This is a genomic window from Arthrobacter sp. TJ-58, assembly GCF_058269295.1.
Genome location: NZ_JBZCNM010000002.1, coordinates 182,178 through 203,114, shown reverse-complemented (window position 1 = coordinate 203,114; position 20,937 = coordinate 182,178). Strand labels below are relative to the sequence as shown.

General features: G+C 62.6%; 20 protein-coding genes and 1 tRNA gene. 15 read left to right on the top strand and 6 right to left on the bottom strand.

Features of this window, described 5'->3' with window-relative positions; translation table 11 throughout:
- Positions 1-33: 33 nt before the first annotated feature.
- Positions 34-192 (bottom strand): Sp36 family protein, encoded by a 159-nt coding sequence (gene sp36 / locus AC4D2W_RS07110; protein ID WP_400933078.1) that lies wholly within the window; start codon positions 190-192, stop codon positions 34-36.
- A gap of 37 nt (positions 193-229) precedes the next feature.
- Between sp36 and AC4D2W_RS07105 the strand changes: the two genes are divergently transcribed.
- The 5 genes from AC4D2W_RS07105 (at position 230) to AC4D2W_RS07085 (ending at position 7,695) form a co-directional block, all read left to right on the top strand.
- Complete coding sequence (locus tag AC4D2W_RS07105; RefSeq protein WP_490926223.1) at positions 230-2,491, top strand: transglycosylase domain-containing protein; 2,262 nt, start codon at positions 230-232, stop codon at positions 2,489-2,491.
- A 2-nt stretch (positions 2,492-2,493) separates the two neighbouring features.
- The gene (locus AC4D2W_RS07100; protein WP_490926222.1) at positions 2,494-3,426 is read left to right on the top strand and encodes a metallophosphoesterase; all 933 of its coding nucleotides are present in this window, start codon (positions 2,494-2,496) and stop codon (positions 3,424-3,426) included.
- Positions 3,427-3,736: 310 nt separating this feature from the next.
- Entirely contained in the window at positions 3,737-5,608 is a 1,872-nt protein-coding gene (locus tag AC4D2W_RS07095; protein ID WP_490926221.1) for an ABC transporter ATP-binding protein, read from the top strand.
- Positions 5,605-7,524, top strand: a complete 1,920-nt coding sequence (locus AC4D2W_RS07090) for an ABC transporter ATP-binding protein (RefSeq protein ID WP_490926220.1) — start codon at positions 5,605-5,607, stop codon at positions 7,522-7,524. Before AC4D2W_RS07095 ends, AC4D2W_RS07090 begins: the two co-directional genes overlap by 4 nt.
- Before the next feature lie 94 nt (positions 7,525-7,618).
- Positions 7,619-7,695, top strand: a tRNA-Pro gene (locus tag AC4D2W_RS07085).
- A gap of 396 nt (positions 7,696-8,091) precedes the next feature.
- Here AC4D2W_RS07085 and AC4D2W_RS07080 read toward each other — a convergent pair.
- Positions 8,092-8,817, bottom strand: a complete 726-nt coding sequence (locus AC4D2W_RS07080) for a recombinase family protein (protein ID WP_490926219.1) — start codon at positions 8,815-8,817, stop codon at positions 8,092-8,094.
- On the bottom strand, positions 8,781-8,990 hold the full coding sequence (locus tag AC4D2W_RS07075; protein WP_490926218.1) for a hypothetical protein: 210 nt from the start codon (positions 8,988-8,990) through the stop codon (positions 8,781-8,783). The genes AC4D2W_RS07080 and AC4D2W_RS07075 overlap by 37 nt, the downstream gene beginning before the upstream one ends.
- Positions 8,991-9,946: 956 nt before the next feature.
- Here AC4D2W_RS07075 and AC4D2W_RS07070 point away from each other — a divergent pair.
- Genes AC4D2W_RS07070 through AC4D2W_RS07055 form a run of 4 tightly spaced genes read left to right on the top strand, consistent with a single transcriptional unit; the run spans position 9,947 to position 13,509 of the window.
- On the top strand, positions 9,947-10,834 hold the full coding sequence (locus AC4D2W_RS07070; RefSeq protein WP_490926217.1) for a restriction endonuclease: 888 nt from the start codon (positions 9,947-9,949) through the stop codon (positions 10,832-10,834).
- Positions 10,831-11,763 carry an S-4TM family putative pore-forming effector gene (locus AC4D2W_RS07065; RefSeq protein ID WP_490926216.1) on the top strand — a complete coding sequence of 311 codons (933 nt, stop codon included), beginning with the start codon at positions 10,831-10,833 and terminating at the stop codon, positions 11,761-11,763. Before AC4D2W_RS07070 ends, AC4D2W_RS07065 begins: the two co-directional genes overlap by 4 nt.
- Positions 11,747-12,619 (top strand): SMODS domain-containing nucleotidyltransferase, encoded by an 873-nt coding sequence (locus AC4D2W_RS07060; protein ID WP_490926215.1) that lies wholly within the window; start codon positions 11,747-11,749, stop codon positions 12,617-12,619. Before AC4D2W_RS07065 ends, AC4D2W_RS07060 begins: the two co-directional genes overlap by 17 nt.
- A gap of 20 nt (positions 12,620-12,639) precedes the next feature.
- Positions 12,640-13,509 carry an SMODS domain-containing nucleotidyltransferase gene (locus AC4D2W_RS07055; protein ID WP_490926214.1) on the top strand — a complete coding sequence of 290 codons (870 nt, stop codon included), beginning with the start codon at positions 12,640-12,642 and terminating at the stop codon, positions 13,507-13,509.
- A 66-nt stretch (positions 13,510-13,575) separates the two neighbouring features.
- On the opposite strand, the gene AC4D2W_RS07050 is transcribed toward AC4D2W_RS07055, so the two are convergent.
- Positions 13,576-13,956, bottom strand: coding sequence for a hypothetical protein (locus AC4D2W_RS07050; RefSeq protein WP_490926213.1), 381 nt, complete (start codon positions 13,954-13,956; stop codon positions 13,576-13,578).
- A 130-nt stretch (positions 13,957-14,086) separates the two neighbouring features.
- Here AC4D2W_RS07050 and AC4D2W_RS07045 point away from each other — a divergent pair, with 130 nt between their 5' ends.
- Together AC4D2W_RS07045 and AC4D2W_RS07040 are read left to right on the top strand one after the other, a co-directional pair.
- Positions 14,087-14,329 (top strand): hypothetical protein, encoded by a 243-nt coding sequence (locus AC4D2W_RS07045; protein WP_490926212.1) that lies wholly within the window; start codon positions 14,087-14,089, stop codon positions 14,327-14,329.
- A 58-nt stretch (positions 14,330-14,387) separates the two neighbouring features.
- Positions 14,388-15,029: a dihydrofolate reductase family protein gene (locus tag AC4D2W_RS07040; protein WP_490926211.1), complete on the top strand. Its 642-nt coding sequence runs from the start codon at positions 14,388-14,390 to the stop codon at positions 15,027-15,029.
- A gap of 10 nt (positions 15,030-15,039) precedes the next feature.
- Here the strand turns inward: AC4D2W_RS07040 and AC4D2W_RS07035 are convergent, their stop codons facing one another.
- Both AC4D2W_RS07035 and purD read right to left on the bottom strand, forming a co-directional pair.
- Complete coding sequence (locus AC4D2W_RS07035) at positions 15,040-15,933, bottom strand: phosphoribosylaminoimidazolesuccinocarboxamide synthase (protein ID WP_490926210.1); 894 nt, start codon at positions 15,931-15,933, stop codon at positions 15,040-15,042.
- Positions 15,930-17,321: a phosphoribosylamine--glycine ligase gene (gene purD, locus AC4D2W_RS07030; RefSeq protein WP_490926209.1), complete on the bottom strand. Its 1,392-nt coding sequence runs from the start codon at positions 17,319-17,321 to the stop codon at positions 15,930-15,932. The genes AC4D2W_RS07035 and purD overlap by 4 nt, the downstream gene beginning before the upstream one ends.
- A 116-nt stretch (positions 17,322-17,437) precedes the next feature.
- Between purD and AC4D2W_RS07025 the strand changes: the two genes are divergently transcribed.
- From AC4D2W_RS07025 to AC4D2W_RS07010, 4 genes are read left to right on the top strand one after another with little or no spacing between them, the layout of a single operon-like run.
- Positions 17,438-19,180: a molybdopterin-dependent oxidoreductase gene (locus AC4D2W_RS07025; protein WP_490926208.1), complete on the top strand. Its 1,743-nt coding sequence runs from the start codon at positions 17,438-17,440 to the stop codon at positions 19,178-19,180.
- Positions 19,181-19,184: 4 nt separating this feature from the next.
- Positions 19,185-20,207: an asparaginase gene (locus AC4D2W_RS07020; protein WP_490926207.1), complete on the top strand. Its 1,023-nt coding sequence runs from the start codon at positions 19,185-19,187 to the stop codon at positions 20,205-20,207.
- A gap of 18 nt (positions 20,208-20,225) precedes the next feature.
- Complete coding sequence (locus AC4D2W_RS07015; RefSeq protein ID WP_490926206.1) at positions 20,226-20,606, top strand: sterol carrier family protein; 381 nt, start codon at positions 20,226-20,228, stop codon at positions 20,604-20,606.
- Positions 20,607-20,631: 25 nt separating this feature from the next.
- Entirely contained in the window at positions 20,632-20,919 is a 288-nt protein-coding gene (locus AC4D2W_RS07010) for a hypothetical protein (protein ID WP_490926205.1), read from the top strand.
- The last annotated feature ends 18 nt before the right edge of the window (positions 20,920-20,937 follow it).

Sequence of the window (20,937 nt, the reverse complement as noted above, 5' to 3'; positions counted from 1 at the left end):
GTTCCACGGCCGAGACCGCTCCGGTCAGCTCAGTCACTGCGACTTCTCGCGTTTCATGTAGGCCACGGAGCCGGTGCCGTTGGGTGCAGGCGTGATCTGGACCAGTTCCCAACCTTCTTCGCCGTGCATGTTAAGGACAGCTCCCGGTGTGTGAAGAGGCAGCGGTGTAATGAAATATTCCCATTTGCTCATAATCCAAAGACTAACGCGTGCTTGTAGACTGATGCGCATGGCAGCTCGCAAATCACCCTTGTTTGACACGGCTACCACCCTGGGCAAGATTGTCGCGTTCTTCGGCGTCAGCGCGCTCTGTGGTGTTCTGGCCGCGGGACTCCTGGTTCCCGCCGCCGCAGCCGCGGGCACCGCCGCGTCCGGATCCCTGCAGTTCTTCGACGATCTGCCGTCGGAACTGCAGACCGAAGCCCTGGCCCAGCCGTCAAAGATCCTTGCCAATGACGGCTCCCTGATCGCCACTGTCTACGCGGAAAACCGCCAGCCGATCAATCTGGATCAGGTGTCCCCCACCATGATCGATGCGATGCTTGCCATTGAAGATGACCGCTTCTACGAGCACGGCGGCGTGGACATGCAGGGGATCCTGGGGGCACTGGCCTCCAACCTCACCTCCGACACGAACCGCGGCGCCTCCACCATCACGCAGCAGTATGTGAACAACGTCATCATTGACACGAACCTGCAAAATGGAAAAGAAGTTGTCCTCAGCGGCAGTGCAGACCGTAAGTACGGCGACAAGATCCGCGAAATGAAGCTGGCCATCGCGCTGGAAAAGCAGATGTCCAAGGACGAGATCCTTCAGGGCTACTTCAACATTGTTCCGTTCAGCGGCACCACGTTCGGGGTCCAGGCCGCTGCCAAGTACTTCTTCAACCTCGACGCTTCGCAGCTGAACCTTCCCCAGTCTGCCCTGCTGGCCGGCATCGTCAACGGGCCCACGGTCTACAGCCCCACCGGCAACCCGGACATGGCGCTGAAACGCCGCAACGTGGTGCTCCACGCCATGCTGGACAAGGGGCGCATCACCCAGGAAGAACACGACGCCGCCGCCGCCACCGGCCTGGACCTGAACGTCACGCCCGTCCCCAGCAACTGCACGGGAGCCGCCCAGGCACCGTACTTCTGCGACTACGTGGTGCACCTGATCCTCAACGATGAGCGTTTCGGTGCCACCCCGGAGGACCGGGAGAAGCTGCTGTACCGCGGCGGCCTCACCGTCACCACCACCCTTGACCCTGAGATCCAGGCTGCGGCGCAGACTGCAGTTTTTGAGACCGCGAATCCTGACACCACTGATCCTGAGATCGGCCATTCCATGACGTCCATGGAGCCGTCCACGGGCAAGATCCTCTCCATGGCGCAAAACACGCGGTACAACCCTGAAGCCGGCCCGGGCAACTCGGTCCTGAACTTCAACGTGGACCTGAACCAGGACGGCGATCCCAACAAGCCGCTGGGCGGTATGGGCGGTTTCCAGCCGGGTTCAACGTACAAGCCGTTCACGGTTGCGGCCTGGCTCGATGCCGGCAAAACCCTGAACACCACGCTGAACGGCAGCAAGCGCACCTACCCGGCCGGGTACAGCTGGAACGCCAGCTGCCTGCCCGGAGGCCGGTACGGCATTCCGGAAGCTTGGACGCCGATCAACTACGGAGACACCAACTACAAGACCACCACGGTCATTGACGGCCTGGCGAACTCCCTGAACACCATCACCATGGCAGAAATCAACCAGCTGGATCTGTGCAAGTTCCAGCAAATGGCCTTCGCCGCGGGCGTCCACGACGGCAAGAGTTCCAACGGCACCAATGACATGCTGGGCATCAACCCGCCGTCCTCCTTCGGCGGCGGCGGGGATGCTTCGCCGCTGTCCATGGCCACCGGTTTTGCGACCTTTGCGGCGGAGGGGCTCAAATGCGAGCCGCGCGCCCTGGTGTCGGTCAAGGCAGTGGACGGACGGGAATTCGATGTTCCGCCGCAGGACTGCGAGCAGGTCATGAAGAAGGAAGTGGCGCAGGGCGTCAACGCCGCCACGCAGCAGGTCATGACCAAGGGCTCCGGCTACTACCTTCAGAACGGCCAGCCGGTGGCCGGCAAGACCGGAACCAACGACTACCGTTCGCAGACCTGGTTCATGGGGTACACCACGGGCATGGTGACCGCTTCCTGGCTCGGCAACCATGTCTGGGGCAATGAGAAGGGGTCCATGGAAGGCAAGCAGATCGGCGGCCGGACCTATCCCGAAATTGACGGCTCCAAGATCGCCGGACCGTCCTGGAAGAACTTCATTGACCGGATCCCCGGCCAGTACGAGGCCAAACCCTTCACTGCCCCGCCCGCCAGCATCATGGGCAATGTCACCCCGGCTCCGGCCCCTTCACCGGCTGCCAAGCCTGCCCCGGCTCCCTCCCCCAAGGCTGATCAGGACAACGGCGGAGACAATAAGGACAGCGACAAAAAGGATGACGACGACTAGCCATGGCATCATCTTCCTGGGGAAAGGCCCTGCGTTCCGCTGCCTGGGTTGCAGGCGGCACGGCAGGCGCCGGAACCGCCGCGCTGGCCTACGCGTCGCTGATCGAGCGCAATCTCTTCGGCGTCCGTGAGGAAACGGTGGCCGTGCTTCCGGCGGGGAGCGCGCCGCTGCGGGTGCTGCACCTCTCGGACATCCACTTTGTTCCCCACCAGAACATCAAGGTCCGCTGGCTGCAGTCCCTTGCTGACCTGGAGCCGGACCTCGTGGTCAACACCGGCGACAACCTCAGCCATCTCGAAGCCGTTCCACCGCTGTTGGAGGCGCTCAAACCGCTGATGCGGTTCCCCGGCGTGTATGTGCCCGGTTCCAACGACTACTACGGGCCCCGGCTCAAGAATCCGCTGACGTATTTCACGGGTCCTTCGAAAATCACCAAGGACCCGCCCGCTCTTCCCTTCGGAGAACTGTTCGGCGCGTTCGAGGACGCCGGCTGGGCCGGGCTGACCAACCGCAGGGACTCCATGAACCTTGGCGGAGTGCGGCTGGACTTTTCGGGTGTGGATGATCCGCACCTGAACCGGGATGTCTATGCCGGGTTCCCCTCCTCCGATCCGGACAGCAGCGCTCCCTCCATCCGGGTCGGGGTGGCGCACGCGCCCTATCAGCGCGTCCTCAACTACTTCACCGACGGCGGTGCGGACCTGATTCTGGCAGGGCACACCCACGGCGGCCAGGTGTGTGTTCCGTTCTACGGCGCGCTGGTCAGCAACTGTGACCTGCCCACGCGTCTGGCCAAGGGCCTGGCCGTGTGGGAACACAACGGCCGGCGGGTGCCGATGAACGTCTCGGCCGGAATCGGTACTTCCCGCTTTGCGCCGGTCCGGTTTGCCTGCCGTCCCGAGGCAGTATTGCTAACCCTGACACCTCGAAACTAAGCAGGCTCCCGCCCCGGATCGCTGCCGGCTCCTCAGGGCGGGTGTCGAGTTCGTGCCGCTTTGCATCGTCGATTGTCGAGATAAGACCCTTCACAGCGCCGCAAAGCGGCATTATCTCTGCTCTCGACGAGCGGGAATGGACGAAAGCGGCATCATCTCTACTCTCGACGGCCGCAGATCTGCGCCCAATGCGCCAGCCATGACCAAACTCCGGACTGCCATCGATTCCTTCCGGGGTGAGGCTTAGGATTGAGCCCTCAAAGGGACGTCCTGCTGTGGCGGCACCCTCCATCCGCTTCAAAGAGGTTTCATGCCTGCGCAGACATCACTGTGGCTATCCCTTGCTCGGCTTTTTCCCCATTTGCGGCCCATCCTCCCCCGCTTAATCCTCGGACTGTTCTGTGCCCTCGGGGCCAGCCTCATGGCGCTGGCCATTCCGCAGGTGTTCCGGGTCCTGATCAACACCTCCCTCACCCCCGGCGCCTCCTCCTCAGCAGTGTGGGCCGCCGCCGGAGTGGTCCTGGGCCTGGGCATCCTCGAAGCAGGGTTCATTGCCCTGCGCCGCCAGTTTGTTATTGCCCCTGCCACCACGGTGGAAACCCGGATGCGCACTTCCTTCTACCGGCACCTGCAGGACCTCTCGGTGGCCTTCCACGACCGCTGGGGCAGCGGACAGCTGCTCTCGCGGGCCATGAGCGACCTGAACCTGGTCCGCCGCTGGATGGCTTTCGGAGCGATCATGCTGGTGGTTACCGCCCTGACCGTGGTGGTCGGCTTCATCATCATGCTGTTCACCAGCTGGATCCTGGCACTCATTTTCATAGCCGCCGCAATTCCCATTGTCATATACGGCTTCCGCTTCAACCGGTTCTACCGGCAGGTTTCCCGCCAGAGCCAGGACCAAACCGGCGACCTCGCCACCACGGTGGAAGAGTCCGTCCACGGCATCCGCGTCCTGAAGGCCTTCGGCCGCAGCCGCGAAGCCCTGGATTCCTTTGAAGAACAGGCGCAGGAGCTGCGCCAAACCGAGGTATTCAAGGCCAATTCGCTGGCGAAATTCTCGCTGGTGGTCACTCTCCTGCCGGAAGCCGCCCTGGCCGTCGCCCTGGTGGTGGGCATTATGTCGGTGGCTGACGGCACCACCAGCATCGGTGCCCTGGTGGCGTTCTTCGCCACTGCCGCCGTCGTTGCCGGTCCGGTGGAGGCGATCGGCCCGCTGCTGTCCATGACTCTCACGGCCAAAACAGCAATTGACCGGCACTACGAGGTGATGGACGCCCAAAGCAGCATCCAGAGCCCCGAGCATCCGGCGCATCTGCGCGACGTGCGCGGCGAGCTGGTTTTCGACAACGTGCACTTCGCGTACCCGGACACCAAGGAGGGCACCCGGGACCTGATTGACGGCGTGGACCTGTGCCTGCGCCCCGGCGAAACCATGGCACTGGTGGGCGTTACCGGCAGCGGAAAGTCGACCCTGCTGCAGCTGGTGCCCCGGCTCTATGACGTGACCGGCGGTGCAATCCGGATCGACGGAACAGACCTGCGGCAGCTGGACGTGGAAGAACTGCGCACCATCGTGGCTGTGGCCTTCGAGGACACCACGCTGTTCTCCAGCTCGGTCCGCGACAACGTACTGCTGGGTGCGGAACCGGACAGCCAGGCCGAAGCGGATCAGCTGCTCGCCCAGGCCCTGGACGTGGCGCAGGCCGACTTTGTCTATTCGCTGCCCAACGGCACTGACACGCTGATCGGCGAGGAAGGACTCAGCCTGTCCGGCGGGCAGCGCCAACGCGTCGCCCTGGCCCGCGCCATCGCCGCCCGGCCCACCGTCCTGATCATGGATGATCCGCTGTCGGCCCTGGACGTCAGCACCGAGGAGCTGGTGGAGGGCCGGCTGCGCGAGGTGCTCCATGACACCACCACCCTGGTGGTCGCGCACCGCCCCTCCACTGTCTCCCTGGCTGACCGTGTTGCCCTGATGGAGGACGGACGGATCAGCGCCGTCGGAACCCACGCGGAACTGCTGGCCGGCAACGACCACTACCGGTACGTCATTGCCAGCCTGCCGACCGAGCCGGAAGACCTGGACAGCAGCCTGGAGGAAGCAGGACCGCCCGTTGAAAACGCCGACGACGGCACCCTCGCGGCACCGCGCCTGGATGATGAGGAGATAGTCCGATGAGCCGCTTCACCGTGCGCCGCGGCGCCGATGATTCCGCCAAGCCTGCCAAGCCCGCCAGGCCTGCCAAGCCCGCCAGGCCTGCCAAAGGAGCCGACCCGGAGTACGACGCCGGCGCCCGGCTGGGAACTGCCGGCGAGGATGCCGTCCACCTGGGCAAGGAGGAAAACCGGGCGGTCCGGCGCCGTTCGCTGGCCCTGCTGGGGTCCCTGATCCGACCCAACCGCGGCCGGTTCATCGGCACGGTGCTGCTGGTGGTCTTCTCCCAGGCCGCCCGCGTCGCGGGACCGGCCATCATTGCCTACGGCATTGACCATGCCCTGCCGGACCTGCAGGCAGGCAACAATCTGCCGCTGATCCTTTCGGGGGCGGCGTATCTGGTGGCGGCCCTGCTGGCCGCGGGCTTGACCGCCGGTTACGTGCGGGCCACCGCCCTGCTGAGCCAGGCCATGCTGCTGGACCTGCGGCTGCGGGTCTTCCGGCACACCCAGCGGCTGAGCCTGGAATTCCACGAAAAGTACACCTCTGGGCGAATCATTTCGCGGCAGACCTCGGACCTTGAGGCGCTGCGCGAACTGCTGGACTCCGGCATCAGCTCGCTGGCTTCCGGCGCCATGTACATGCTGTTCACAGCCGCCAGCATCTTCCTGCTGGACTGGCGAACCGGGCTGCTGATGCTGGTGGCGTTTGTGCCCATGTACCTGCTGACCCGCTGGTACCAGAAACGCTCCCAGCTGGCCTACCGTGCCTCCCGGGTGACCTCCGCGAAGCTGATTGTGCACTTCATCGAAACCATGACCGGCATCCGTGCCGTCAAGGCGTTCCGCCGCGAAAAGGTGAACGCGGAGAAGTATGACGAGCTGGCCGAGGATTACCGGGTGGCCACCGTCCGCTCCATTAACCTCAACGGCGTCTTCCAGCCCGGACTGGTGCTGATCGGCAACGCCACCGTGGCCGTGGTGCTGCTGGCCGGCGGTTTCCGGGTGCTCGACGGCGGCCTCGAGGTGGGTGCCCTGCTGGCCCTGCTGCTGTACTCCAAGCGCTTCTTCCAGCCGGTGGACCAGATGGCCATGTTCTACAATTCCTTCCAGTCTGCCTCGGCTGCCCTGGAAAAGGTTTCCGGCCTGCTGGAGGAAGTGCCCACCGTCCGCCCGCCCAAGCAGCCGCTGGAGCTGCGCAATGCCAAGGGCGACATCCGGTTTGACGGCGTGGAATTCCGCTACGGCACCGGTCCCGTCATCCTGCCGCAGATGGACCTGCACATTCCCGCCGGCCAGACGGTGGCCCTGGTGGGGCAGACCGGCGCCGGCAAGTCCACGCTTGCCAAGCTGATCGCCCGCTTCTATGACCCGTCACAGGGCTCCGTGCTGCTGGACGGCGTGGACCTGAGGAGCCTGACCCAGCGGGACCTGCGCCGCGCCGTCGTCATGGTGACGCAGGAGGCGTTCCTGTTCAGCGGTTCGGTGGCGGACAACATTGCCCTCGGCAAGCCCGAAGCCACCCGGGCGGAGATTGTGGCCTCGGCCAAGGCAGTGGGCGCACACGAGTTCATCGAAGCGCTGCCGGAGGGGTATGACACCGATGTGAATAAGCGCGGCGGCCGGGTCTCCGCCGGGCAGCGCCAGCTGATCAGCTTTGCCCGGGCCTTCCTGGCCGATCCCGCGGTGCTGATCCTGGACGAGGCCACCTCCTCACTGGACATCCCCAGCGAGCGGCTGGTCCAGCACGGGCTCAAAACCCTGCTGGGCAACCGGACGGCGCTGATCATTGCGCACCGCCTGTCCACCGTGGAGATCGCGGACCGGGTCCTGGTGATGCACTCCGGCGAAGTGGTGGAGGACGGTACCCCCGCCGAGCTCACCGGCGGCACCGGCCGGTTCGCCAAGCTGCAGGCCGCCTGGCAGGAGTCCCTGGTGTAGGCGGGGAGGCCCGGTTTCGCGGAATCAGTGGTGATCGTCTACACTTGTAAAGTTGCTTCAGCGACGGGGAAACCCGGAGCAAAAGCAGTGGTTACGGGGTGTGGCGCAGCTTGGTAGCGCGCGTCGTTCGGGACGACGAGGTCGCAGGTTCAAATCCTGTCACCCCGACCAGAGTTGCTTTATTCGAACCATGGTTTGAGTAGACCGACTTTAGTTGAAACAACAGAGATGGCGTCGAGAAATCGGCGCCATTTTTGATATCCGGGAATTGCCGGGCAAGTACCCCTGAATCGCCCAAGAACGGTCCTATTTGGGACGATTGGGACGATTGGGACGATCCTGGAACAGATACCGCCCGTGGCGTTTTGAACAACCGGAAGGCCGTCTGGGCGGCGAAGATGTCATCAAACGGTTCGTTGAGGTCCGCACCAACCGAGCCGTCTTGATAGACAAAGAATTGCAAAGAGAATGATTCGTTGAGGAGCCTCCGAATCTTGTCCGTCGCCTTCTCGTAGTACGCCTTCGGGTCGGCAATCTGGTCGAGTGCCTTAGTTAGCAGCTGGCCGCCTACGGCAATCTCTTCACCGATATTTGCGAGACTGTCTTCAATGCGGGAACGCTGAACGCGTAGCTCATGTATCTTCTCGCGCACCTTCGACGCAGGCAGGATGCCGTCAGCGGCAACATCGCCGAGACGACTCTCTTGGCTTCGACTTCCTTCAGTTGATTGGTGTACCTCGCATACATTTCCTTGATGTCCTTCTGTTCACCCAGGAGGCCCTCTTCTAGTCGCCTGCGCACATCCTGTTTGAAGTCCTCGAGAACAAGTCGGCTGTAAGAGTCCGCCACACTGTCCTCGACGAGATAAGCCGGCAGATACGGAAGATCGCACTTGCCCTCCTGACGAGCCCGGCAAAAGAAGTATTCGTGAATGGTGCCGCCTCTCCCCTTCGCCTTCGTGTAGATGACCCGGCTCTGTCGGCCAAGCTTGAAACACTTGCCGCAGTAAAGCATGCCCTTGAGGAAATGGTTGTGGATACGGTCACGCGAGCCCGCACCACTCCGGGAGCTCAAAATATCTTGCACGTGATCGAATAGGTCTTGGCCGATGATCGGCTCATGCCGTCCTGGATACGCGTCGCCCTTGTAGATGACATACCCGACGTAGTACGGATCTTTCAGCATCTGGTGCAGCTTGCTGGCCGAAACGGGCCAACCGACTGGAAGAGCTCTATTTCTGTTTAGTGGCGATGGAATTAGTACCTGTTGCGCCGGTATTGAATGACTGCCCATACGGCCCAAATGATCGACGCGACGCCCACATAGACCACCAGGAACGGCAGGATCGACTGCAGCACCTGCGTTGCGCAGTAGAGGGCGATCACAGCCAGCAAAACCGATATACAAGCTCCGATTGCCCGGTCAAACCAGGACTTGGGGCTCGGGTCGACGCTCAATGTTGACACTCCGATAAGGTGACAAATTCGGGCATCACAAATAGCCCCTTTCTAGAGGCATCTTCAAGTAAGTGGATAGGCCAGGAACGAACCGCTGCCGACGGCGGCGCATATCCTGCATCGCCCGGCGATATGCGGCTTCGAGGCGGTTTACCGATTCATGAGCATCCCGGGTGACATTGGTAATTCGGTCCCGGCTGGACAACGACCTGCCCGCCGGACACGTTGGGGCAAAAACGGGTAGTTTTCGGGCAAAATCTGGGTATGCCGGAAACCCATCTCCATCAACTCTTGGTGCAGGAGCTCAAGCTGATCTGCAAAGTCGGCCCGCACCGCGTGCGAGATCATCTCGATGAGCTTCCGGCCCTCGCCGAACTCGCCGAGCGCACCAGCGGCGCGCGAGCTGCTGAGCACATCGAAGGTTTACTGCGCTCAGCCTGGACGGCACGAGCCGAAGGCGCTCCAGGGACAGCGATCGGCATACTGTTAGGGCTCGAACAAGGCCGCAGAGGTGCCAGCCCGCCGTTCTTCGTGACGCGGCAGCGAAGCGCCTCGGTTACGAATCGGTCGACACATTCCGCAAGGCACCAAAAGCAAGCGCTATCGCCTACTTTGCCGACCTCATCGAGAGTTACTGCATCGACTACCTGCGTCAACCGAAACGAGACGATTACCGTATAGAAATCGCCATGAGAGCTATTGAGAATCTGAATGCGGTTGAATACGGCGAGCTCGTTCATCGACTGCGCGCTCGATATACCTGGTTCGGTGGAGGATCGGGTGCTAGTTGAAGGCTAAATTATGCATCGATTTGTGTTACAAGCAATACAGATACATACGCGTCGGCTAACGGCGGTCCTGACACCCGTGTGAGCTTCCCCTACCCCCGGGTCAAACAGCCGATTGTCCGTGTGCCTTAGTAGTGTGAAGAGGAGCAACCACGATCGCCAGGAGTAAACGCCCGCATGTCCATAACAAACGTTCCGGTAGCAACCACAGACAAGCAGGAAGCGCTACTCAATGAGCTTCGTGACCATATACCAGAAGCCTTCCGTGACGGTGAGCTGGACGCGACCTCGCTCCTCGAGGTGCTGGACGCCGGGCCAGAGCCCAAACCGGCCTTCACGTTCAGCTGGCCTGGCATCGAACGCGCCCGAAGTGATGCGCGCTCAGCAACCACCGCTACTCTGGTGCCGGACATCGATGCGTCTGTGCATTGGAAGGACGCTCGCGACACATTGATCGAGGGCGAGAACCTTCAGGTCCTAAAGCTTCTCAAAAATGGCTACGCGGGCCAGGTCAGCGCGATACGGGTCGAATCAATCGAGCAAATGGTTCAGGGCATCAGCTACGAACCCATGGACGAAGCATCATGGTGGGACGCTGAAGTGGTCTTCCTCGAGGTTGAATCCAAGAATCCGCCGCAGTCCCAGCCAGGTAATCTGGATCCAAAGAACGGCGTTGCACCGGCCCCAGATGACGGAGCCAACCTCTACGACTACGTTGACTACGACAGCCATGTCGAAAGGGCGTTCGCCTCCCAGCTTGAAAACAGTCGAGATCAAGTCAAGCTGTTCACTAAATTGCCACGCCGGTTCAAGGTTCGGACGCCAGTCGGAGAATACTCGCCGGACTGGGCCATTGTGCATGAAGACAACGGAACCCAGCGCCTGTATCTCGTCCGGGAAACGAAAGACACGCGTAATCTCGATGACCTGGACTGGGACGAAGCCATGCGTATCCGACTTGCTCGAAAGCACTTCGATTCCCCGCCGATAGAACCCGTTGACTATACATATACGACTGATTATGACGGGCTTTTGATTGAAGATACCGATGGGGATGCTGCGTGAGCGACTATGAACCACCTACTGGCGAGATCCTCAAAAAGCGTCAAAATGAGCCGGATGCACTTCGACTCCTAATCGCTCAACGACGTCTTTACAGTAAGGCAAAACGATGGCTGGGTGCGCGCTGGATTGGCATGCTTGTCATCGGCCTCGCCGCGCCCGTTATCTCGGTAATTTGGCCGTCGCTAGCTGTCGCCGCTGGTGCAATTGCTGGAGCGTGGCTGTTTCTTGGTCGAACCGTGCTATTGGTTCGACAGGCAGCGATTAGCGCACATGCAACAGCGCTTCGCGAGCAATTTGATCGTGATGTCTTTGGGATGCCCAACAGCGTGGCTGAGTCGACAATGCCATCCCCCGAAGATATTGCCGACGTTACCGGGCCGGATGAGGGCCTGGTCGCAATTGCCACTAAAGAAGAACTCATTGATTGGTACACAGGGATCGCAGATGAGGATCCAGGCCTCATAGCCGTGCCAATCGCCCAGCGCTCAAACGCGTCCTACACAGACCGGCTGTTACGCACGACAGGGGTTTGGTGGTCGACCCTGACGGCGGCCTGGATGATTATCCTGATCATTGTCAGCATAGCGGTCAATCTGTCTCTGTCGGCGTTCCTATTAGGTATCGTTCTACCTCTGCTCCCCGCATTCTTGGACGTCGTGCAATACCTAATGAGCGTCCCGAAATCGGCGCGTGAGCGAGCCGACCTCGCTAGTTCAATAGAGAAGAGACTCACTAGTGACGAAGATCCAATTGCCCCAGACGACCTCATCATTTGGCAGGAACGCCTGTACGAATCCCGTAAATCTGCGCCTGACGTACCGGATTTCATCTACAAGCTCCGCCGCAAGAAGAATGAGTCGGCTATGGCTATTACCGCTCGCAGACTAAGCAATCGCGCAAAGAAAAAAGACAATGACACAGACCACTAGCCAAGCAATGGCGGCATTCCTCGCCAACATCACCGTCACCGACTACCAGAAAACGTCGATCATCAACGGGCGGAAGGATCGAGTCGTTGAAAACCTGACCGCAGCCTTTCCGTCAACCAGCGATCTCCCGTTTTCCCATGCTGTCTTGATGGGTTCTGCTGCCAAGGGAACAATCGTACGTCCCATCGACGATATCGATGTCTTGGCAGTGTTCTCCAACGCGCAAGGTGCATGGAACAAATATCGCTTCGACTCTCAGTCCTTTCTCTACCGCGTACGCCGCGCTTACGATGGTCTTGAAATCGCCCAGGTTGGTGCCAGGGGTCAAGCCGTTCGCATCTTCTTCAAGAACGGCGGACACGTCGACGTAGCTCCTGTCTTTTGGTACGGAGGCGACATCTATGGGCTGCCTAGTGGCAAAGGCGGCTGGATAAACACCGCCCCTATCGTGGCTAATAGTTGGTTTGCCAACAAAAACTCCGAATTACAATACAACTTAGCCCCGCTCGTACGTCTCCTGAAGAAATGGAATAATTCCCATTCCAAACGAATTCGATCCTTCCATCTTGAAACTATTGCGGCACACACCTTCAGTTCACTAAACGGAAACCGACAAGAGGCGCTTGCTAAATTCTTCCAATGGGCTCCTGGACATCTGGACGTGAGCGATCCAGGAGGTCAATCGGGACTTTTGACCGCCGATCTCGCCTTTAGCGATCGCAAAGAAATCCTTGACTCCTTCAAATCAGCCGCAGACCGGGCCACCAAGGCGTTGGAAGCAGAGGCTCGAGGAGATCATGCAGAATCTAAGCGATTGTGGGGCATCATCCTAGGTTCCGCTTTTCCAACTAACTAAATAATCTAACAGGGGGCACTATGGCAAAGACCGTAGATGAAGCATTCAGTATTTTCATTGATCGACTAATTCCTACCGCAAATGAGCGCTCGAAGGCTTCTTCACATCGGCAAACGATCTATAACAAACTCGACAGCAAGTTCGGGCTTTACCGCATGTTTGAAAGTGGCTCATTCAAGCACGGTACTGGCATTAGTGGAAAAAGTGACGTCGACTATTTCGTTTCACTGAAAACATCTAAGCCGACGTATGCCTCATCAACCCTGTCAGCGGTTCGGGATGCACTAAAGGAGCGCTTTCCGTACACATACATCCACACTTCGAGGCCCGCTGTGGTGCTTGAGTTTGGACAAGGATACGAACGTGTCGAGATCATTCCAGCCTACGCCGACTTGTCAACGGACGATGGGATGAGATTCGATATCCCCGGTGCAGCAACTGAGTGGATGGAGTCAACCCCGGGAGCACACTTGAAGTATGTGAATGACTGCAACAACAAGGCTGGTGTTGCAGGCGGAGCAAAGCAACTGGCCCGTCTTGCCAAGGCCTGGAAATATTACAGAGACGTCCCGATCTCTTCCTTCTACCTTGAGATGCGAGCCGCCCAGTACATGGCAACGCAATCCTCCATCATCTATCCACTAGATTTCTGCTACTTCCTGAACAGCCTCCAACGCGACGCCCTCGCTGACATGAATGATCCAACCGGCAAAACCGGCCGCATCAGGGCGTGCTCCAGCGAAGCGAACTACACAATCGCCCGTTCCAAACTTGCGACTGCGTCTACCCGGGCCAACAAGGCCCTTGAACACAAGAACAACGGAAAGATTTCCGAAGCCTTCGCTCAGTGGGATCTCGTATTCAACGGAAAGTTCCCCGCCTACTACTAGCCCCCTCCCGTAGAACTTGAACCTCGCCGAAGATCCCAGCCTCGACAGAGCAGCAAGTCCGTGGGACTAGTTCTTGCACTGTCCTAGCAGGAAAATCCGGGCGGTGTCGTAGCTGCAACCGACCTGCTTGGCGATCTTGCGAATGATCATGTCCTGATTACGAAGTCGAAGAATTTCCTTCTTCTTGGCGGGAGTAAGGCCGCGAGGCCTGGCGCCGACACCATGCTCAGCAAGCAGGCGGAGGAATGTTGACTTCGCGATGCCGCGTTCGCGAGTTAACCCCGTGATCATTTCGCCGGCTTGGTAGCGGGCGACGAGTTGTGCCAGCTCTTCCATTGTGAAGCGGTCGGTGAGGCGGTATCTCTGAGTCTTGCGCGTTGCCTGATGCGGTCGCGGCTTTGCAAGCCCCGAGTCCATCCGCTGCAGGGCGGCCGCGATAGCCGTCATCTGCTCGATTCTAGGGCCACTTTGGTTCGAGTAACATCCTAGGACCTCGACCAAAACCAAATATCGAAGAGGTACCGGGAAATCGGCGCCTCTTCTGTTGCCCGGAATCCGGGTCGCTATCTTAAGGCGCATGATTACCATTGTCGCGGCCCCCGGTGACCTGATTATCGGTGTGAGCCACGGCGTCGCTGTCCGCTTTGCCGGCGTGGACATTGGGGCACGCTGGCCCCCGGCCGCCCAGCCGGATGGTGCGCCGTGTATCCAGATTATGTTGGAGGGCGTCAACGGCCGGGAAGTCCAAGAACGAAATCTGCAGCACGGCAAGACATGCGTCATCGAGCTCCGGGACAGGCAGCAGCCGGGAACCCTTTGACGCACCCGCCGCCGCGGCTAGGCTCGGCTTAGGACCGGTCAGTGCCCAGGAGGATTCCATGGTTGTCCGCGTTGATCTCAATATTTCCCTCGACGGCTTCGCCGCCACCACCGACCAGACCCCGGAGAAGCCGTTCGGTGAGGACTGGGGCCGCCTGGTGGGCCCCTACACCGCAACCCGGACCTTCCGCGAACGGGTGCTGCATGAGACCGGCGGTGAAGGCACCACAGGCGTAGACGACAAATACGCCGAGGCCTACTTCGAGGAGATCGGGGCGGAAGTGATGGGGGCCGGGATGTTCGGCCTGCACAACTTCCCCGATGATCCTGATTGGCAGGGCTGGTGGGGCGATGAACCGCCGTTCCGGGTCCCGGTGTTTGTCCTGACCCACGCCCCGCACCCGGCCATCGACATGGCCAACGGAACTCGGTTCGAGTTCCTCAGCGTGTCCCCCGAAGAAGCGCTTCGCCTGGCCGCGGACGCCGCCGCGGGCGGGGATGTGCGGATCGGCGGCGGTCCGACCCTCGCCAAGGAGTTCCTGGCAGCCGGGCTCGTGGACCGGCTGCACGTAGGCATCACCCCCATCCTGCTGGGACGGGGCATCAATCTCTGGGAGGGCCTGCGCGGCTTCGAGGCCGGCTACGAGGTCAGCGCGGAGACGGCGGAAAGCGGCGTCGTGCATCTAACCTTCCAGCGCTGAAGTCAGCGCGTCAGGCGAAGGTCCGCCCCGTCAGCCGCTCATAAGCTTCCACATAGCGGGCATGGGTCCGCTCGATCACGTCAGCTGGCAGCGCCGGCGGCGGCGTGTCCGAGGCCTTGTCCCAGCCGGATTCCGGAGAGGTCAGCCAGTCCCGGACGTACTGCTTGTCAAAGGACGGCTGGGCCTTGCCCGGCTCGTACAGCTCTGCGTCCCAGAACCGGGAGGAATCCGGCGTCAGCACCTCATCGCCCAGCGTCACTTCGCCGGTGGCCGGATCCAGGCCGAACTCCACCTTGGTGTCCGCCAGGATGATGCCGCGCTCCCGGGCAACCGCCTCGGCCGCCGTGTAGATGTCCAGCGTCAGCGAGCGCAATTTCTGCGCCGTCTCGGCACCGACAATCTTCACCACGGCGTCGTAGTTGATGTTCTCGTCGTGCTCTCCTACTTCGGCCTTGGCCGACGGCGTGAAGATGGCCGGATCCAGCCGGGAACCATCCACCAGCCCGTCCGGCAGCGGCACATCGCACACGGTCTGCGAGACGCGGTATTCCGCCAGGCCGGTCCCGGTGAGGTATCCGCGGGCAATGCACTCCACCGGATACATGTCCAGCTTTTTGCAGATCATGGCCCGGCCCGCCACCTCGGCCGGCACTCCCTCATCCGCGGAGATCACATGGTTGGGCACATTGAGCTGGTCAAACCACCACAGGCTCAGCTGGGTCAGGATCCGTCCCTTGTCCGGGATCTCGGAGGACAGCACATGGTCAAAGGCACTGATCCGGTCGCTGGCGACCACCAGGACCATGTCTTTTGCCCCCGGGGCGGACAGATCCGCGGGAACGTACAGGTCGCGGACCTTTCCGGAATAGGCGTGGGTCCAGCCGGCCAGCTCGGGGGCACTCATGCCAGGTCTCCTTCAACGTCGCTGTCCGCAATGTCGCGGTCCGTCATGCCCCTCGGAGCAACGTCGCCGTCGGGCAGGTCCCTGCCTGCTGCAGGTTCAACGCTCTGCGAACCTGCAGGAACCAAAATCTCTCCGCGCAGCGCCTTCAGGGCAATGTCGGTGCGGTGCAGGGATCCGTCCAGCCGGATTCTCTCCACACCGGCGTAGGCCTTGTCCCTGGCGGCCTCCAGGTCGTCGCCCAGCCCGACGACGGCGAGGACCCGCCCGCCGGAGGACACCACTTTGCCGTCCCCGTTGAGGCGGGTGCCGGCATGCAGCACGTGCACGCCGTCGATCTTTTCAGCCTTTTTCAGCCCGCGGACCCGGTCTCCGGTGCGAGGCGCCTCCGGATAGTTGGCGGCGGCCACCACCACGGACACCGCGGTGCGCGGATCCCATTTGAGCTGCTCCAGCTTATCCAGCTCTCCCTTGGCCGCGGCCTGCAGCAGCCCGCCCAGCGGCGTCCGCAGCCGGGCCAGGACCGCCTGCGTTTCCGGATCGCCAAAGCGTGCGTTGAATTCAATCACGCGCATCCCGCGGGAGGTCAGGGCCAGGCCGCAGTACAGCACACCCACAAACGGCGTTCCCCGGGCGGCCATCTCATCGATGGTGGGCTGGGCCACCCGGCGGACGACCTCCGTCACCAGGTCGGCCGGAACCCAGGACAGCGGCGAATAGGCGCCCATCCCGCCGGTGTTGGGGCCTTCGTCGCCGTCGTGGATGCGTTTGAAATCCTGCGCCGGGGCCAGCGGAACCACTGTCCGGCCGTCGGAGATGACAAAGAGGGACACTTCCGGACCGTCCAAAAATTCCTCGATGACCACGGTGCCGCCCACGTCAAAGCAGGACTGCGCGTGGGCCAGGGCTTCGTCGCGGCTCGAGGTGACCACTACGCCCTTCCCCGCGGCCAGCCCGTCATCCTTGACCACATACGGGGCGCCGAAGGTATCCAGTGCGTCGGCGGCCTGCTCGGGAGTGGCCGCCACACGGGCCATGGCGGTGGGAACGCCGGCCGCCGCCATCACCTGTTTGGCGAAGGCTTTGGAGGCCTCCAGCTGGGCCGCGGCTTTGGAGGGCCCGAACACGGGGATTCCCGACTCGCGGAGGGCATCAGCCACTCCGGCAGCCAGCGGAGCCTCGGGGCCGATGACCACCAGATTTGAGCCCAGCTGACGGGCAAGCGCGGTCACCTCCGCCGGGCTGGAGGCATTGACGGCATGGACCGGAACCAGCTGCGCTATGCCCGCGTTGCCGGGGGCTGCGTGCACCTCGCGGACATACGGATCGGCCAGCAGGGATCGGACAAGGGCATGTTCGCGGCCGCCGGGGCCAACAACGAGAACCTTCACAGTAGATCAGCGTACTGGCTGCGCTCCGGCAGCCGAAAGAACGCCGCCCGTGTGACGAAGTCCCCTGCATCCGCAGCTCCGCCCATACAAGCGGGCACCGGCTGCGAATAGGAGCCATGACCGCTTCCCCGAAGTACCCCGCCGTCCCCACCCGGCCCCGGCACGGAACCGTGCACCGGCCCGTGCACCGGGCCCTGTACGCTGCGCTTGCGGGAATCCTCGCCGCCGCAACCGTGCTGGCCGCCGCGGAACTGTCCGCCGCCTTCTTCTCGGCCCGGGCCCGTCCCCTGATTGCGCTGGGGTCCACGTTCATCGACTTCACACCCCTGTGGCTCAAGAACTTTGCGGTGGAAACCTTCGGCACCAATGACAAGGCCGCGCTGTTTGCGGGCATGGCCCTCACGATTGCGGTGCTTGCCGCCTGCGCAGGAGTGCTGGCGAGCAGGCGCTGGAAACTTGGGGTGGCCGCCGTCGTCGTCATGGGAGCGGTGATTGTGGCGTGCGTGCTGACGCGGGCGGGTGCAGCCGCCGTGGATGCGGCCCCCGCGGTGCTGGGCACCACCGTCGGAATCCTTGTCCTGCGGGGACTGATTCGGCGCATTCCTGCCTCCGCTTCCGGGCCAACCGTTGCAGTGCCCGCGGAGCAGGCGGATAGTGGGGACCTTGCAGCGGTTTCCCCCGAACGGTCTCCCGCTGTTCAGGCGGTCTCAGCGGGGGGCGGAGAGAACGACGGCGGTGCCGGGGCCGTCATCGGCGACCCGTCCCCCGCGCCCCGCCACCCCCTGAACACCACCCGCCGCGGGTTTTTCGCCGCCGCCGGACTCACCGCCGTTGTCGCTGCCGCCGCCGCTGCCGGCGGACGTGCCATCGCCTCGGCCCGCAACACCACCGCGTCCTTCCGAGCCGCCCTGAAGCTGCCAACCGCGGCGGATCCGGCGCCGGCGCTGCCCGCCGGACTGCAGTCACCGGTATCCGGTGTCACCCCGTGGCTAACGTCCAATGCGGATTTCTACCGGATTGACACTGCTTTGAGCGTGCCGGAAATTGACGCGGAAACCTGGGAGCTGCGCATCCACGGCCTCGTGGAACAGGAAGTGCGGATCAGTTTTGCCGAGCTGCTGGATTCTCCGCTGGTGGAACGCCACCTGACCCTGACCTGCGTCTCCAACCCGCTCGGCGGAGACCTCGCCGGAACCGCCAAGTGGCTGGGCCTTCCGGTGCGCGAGCTGCTGGCCCGGGCGCGGCCCACCGACGACGCGGACATGGTGCTCTCCACCAGCATCGACGGCTTCAGCGCCTCCACCCCGCTGGCAGTGCTGCGCGATGGCCGGGATGCGCTGCTGGCGGTCGGCATGAACGGTGAACCCCTGCCGCCGGTGCACGGCTATCCGGTCCGGATGGTGGTTCCCGGCCTGTACGGGTTTGTCTCCGCCACCAAATGGATCATTGACATGGAAGTAACCCGTTTCGATGCGCAGAAGGCTTACTGGACGGACCGCGGATGGGCTGAAAAGGCGCCCGTGAAAACCATGGCGCGGGTAGAGGTGCCGGGGTCCTTTGCCCGGGTCCCTGCTGGACCCGTGGACGTAGGCGGCACGGCCTGGTCCCAGCAGCGCGGCATCACCGGTGTGGAGGTGCAGGTGGACGACGGCGGCTGGCAGCCAGCAGTCCTGGCCGCCGAAGCTTCGGTGGACACCTGGCGCCAGTTTTCCTTCCGCACCGAAGCCCTGTCCCGCGGCAACCACACGGTCCGCGCCCGTGCCACGGACCCCCGCGACGGCGTACAGACCGAGGCACGGGCGGACACGGTTCCCGACGGGGCCTCCGGCTGGCAGTCGGTGCAGTTCATGGTGGAATAGAAGTATGCCTGCCACTTTTACCGCGTCCGATGCCGTTGAACTTGCCGTTGTGGAACGCAGCGGATTCATTGAGTCCCGCCATATCGGTTCCGCCGTGGTGATGGCCGCTGACGGAACCGTAGTCACCGCCCTGGGCGACATCACCACGCCCATCTTCCCGCGGTCCACACTCAAGCCTTTCCAGGCCATTGCCGCGATGCAGTCCGGGGTTCCGCTGCGCGGGCCGCAGGTTGCCCTGGCCGCCGCCAGCCACATCGGCGCCAAAGAGCACACCGACGTGGTGTTGACCATGCTGGCCGCCGCCGGCGTCACCGAAGACCATTTGCAATGCCCCGAAGACTGGCCCCAGGACGAGACCGCCCGCCACGAACTTATCCGTGCCGGCAAGGGCAAGAACCGGCTCGCCTTCAACTGCTCCGGCAAGCACGCCGCCTTCCTCTGGGCCTGCACCGAGAACAACTGGGACCACGCCACCTATCTGGACCCGCAGCATCCGCTGCAGCAGCGCATCAAAGACGTCATCGAGGAATTCACCGGTGAAAGCATCACCCACTGGGGCACTGACGGCTGCGGTGCCCCGCTGGCCGCGGTTTCGCTGACCGGCCTGGCCCGCGGAATCGGGCGCTTGTCCAAAGCTCCCTCAAACAAGCACGGCAATGCCCGGGCTGCCACGGTGGCGACCGCCATGCTGGATTACCCCTGGGCTGTCCACGGCCACGGCCGCGAAAACACCGTGGTGATGGAGGATCTGGGCATCATCTGCAAGAACGGCGCCGAGGGCGTGCTGGTTCTGGGCACTGACACGGGCGTATCTGTGGCCCTGAAGATGCTCGACGGCGACACCCGGGCCGCGTCCCTGGTGGGTCTGACCCTCCTGGCCGCTAGCGGTGCCGTGGACCCCGGAAAGATCAGTGCCGTGCTGGACAAGATTGTCCGCCCCATTCTGGGCGGCGGAGAGCCGGTGGGCAGCATCCGCTTGGGCGCTCCGGTGATGGCCCTGCTGGATTCAGCCCTGCTCGATTCCTGAGCGGCCGGCCCAAAAGAGATGGCACGACGACGGGTTCCCGCCCCTGACGGCGAATCGGCGCTGCGTGCGGCCCTGGCCGCCGCCGCCGCCGGAACCAAGACCGACCGCAACACCCTGGCAACGGCGGTCCGCTTCACCCTGGAGGAACTGGCGGAGCGCGCCCCGGGCAACAGCGTGGAGGTGCGGGTGCCGCCGTTCGGAGTCACCCAGTGCGTTGCCGGACCGCGGCATACCCGCGGCACGCCGCCCAATGTGATCGAGACCGACGCCGCCACCTGGCTGGCGCTGGTGTCGGGCGGGCAGTCCTGGGACGGTGCTGTCGGGGCCGGCAAGGTGGCGGCATCGGGACTGCGGGCCGACCTTTCCCAGTGGCTGCCGCTTTTCCGTGCAGCCCGATAATCTCTACTGCCGGTAGAATTTGGATATGAATTCCGAGCAGCACAGCCCCGAGCGCCGTGAGATCACCGTCCGCCGCGCTCCCCGCTTCGTTCCGTTCCTGTTGCTGGGCGTGGTCCTCGGCTTTATTGCCGCGCTGGTGGTCGCGTACAGCGGCCCGGAAGATCCCACCTACACGCGCACTGCAACCCTTGGGTTTTTCACCATCATGTTCGCGATTCCCGGCGTAGGCCTGGGCGCCTTGGCAGCCTTGCTGCTGGACTGGATCAGCGTCCGCAAAATGCGCCGCGCCGTGGTTGAACGGGACGAAGACTAAACCGTTTCTGCACGCGGC

Excerpts from the sequence above, each read along its gene's own strand:
- sp36 (WP_400933078.1), bottom strand. The coding sequence starts at position 192 with ATGAGCAAATGGGAATATTTCATTACACCGCTGCCTCTTCACACACCG.
- AC4D2W_RS07105 (WP_490926223.1), top strand. The coding sequence starts at position 230 with ATGGCAGCTCGCAAATCACCCTTGTTTGACACGGCTACCACCCTGGGC.
- AC4D2W_RS07100 (WP_490926222.1), top strand. The coding sequence starts at position 2,494 with ATGGCATCATCTTCCTGGGGAAAGGCCCTGCGTTCCGCTGCCTGGGTT.
- AC4D2W_RS07095 (WP_490926221.1), top strand. The coding sequence starts at position 3,737 with ATGCCTGCGCAGACATCACTGTGGCTATCCCTTGCTCGGCTTTTTCCC.
- AC4D2W_RS07090 (WP_490926220.1), top strand. The coding sequence starts at position 5,605 with ATGAGCCGCTTCACCGTGCGCCGCGGCGCCGATGATTCCGCCAAGCCT.
- AC4D2W_RS07080 (WP_490926219.1), bottom strand. The coding sequence starts at position 8,817 with ATGGGCAGTCATTCAATACCGGCGCAACAGGTACTAATTCCATCGCCA.
- AC4D2W_RS07070 (WP_490926217.1), top strand. The coding sequence starts at position 9,947 with ATGTCCATAACAAACGTTCCGGTAGCAACCACAGACAAGCAGGAAGCG.
- AC4D2W_RS07060 (WP_490926215.1), top strand. The coding sequence starts at position 11,747 with ATGACACAGACCACTAGCCAAGCAATGGCGGCATTCCTCGCCAACATC.
- AC4D2W_RS07055 (WP_490926214.1), top strand. The coding sequence starts at position 12,640 with ATGGCAAAGACCGTAGATGAAGCATTCAGTATTTTCATTGATCGACTA.
- AC4D2W_RS07050 (WP_490926213.1), bottom strand. The coding sequence starts at position 13,956 with ATGACGGCTATCGCGGCCGCCCTGCAGCGGATGGACTCGGGGCTTGCA.
- AC4D2W_RS07045 (WP_490926212.1), top strand. The coding sequence starts at position 14,087 with ATGATTACCATTGTCGCGGCCCCCGGTGACCTGATTATCGGTGTGAGC.
- AC4D2W_RS07040 (WP_490926211.1), top strand. The coding sequence starts at position 14,388 with ATGGTTGTCCGCGTTGATCTCAATATTTCCCTCGACGGCTTCGCCGCC.
- AC4D2W_RS07035 (WP_490926210.1), bottom strand. The coding sequence starts at position 15,933 with ATGAGTGCCCCCGAGCTGGCCGGCTGGACCCACGCCTATTCCGGAAAG.
- AC4D2W_RS07025 (WP_490926208.1), top strand. The coding sequence starts at position 17,438 with ATGACCGCTTCCCCGAAGTACCCCGCCGTCCCCACCCGGCCCCGGCAC.
- AC4D2W_RS07020 (WP_490926207.1), top strand. The coding sequence starts at position 19,185 with ATGCCTGCCACTTTTACCGCGTCCGATGCCGTTGAACTTGCCGTTGTG.
- AC4D2W_RS07015 (WP_490926206.1), top strand. The coding sequence starts at position 20,226 with ATGGCACGACGACGGGTTCCCGCCCCTGACGGCGAATCGGCGCTGCGT.
- AC4D2W_RS07010 (WP_490926205.1), top strand. The coding sequence starts at position 20,632 with ATGAATTCCGAGCAGCACAGCCCCGAGCGCCGTGAGATCACCGTCCGC.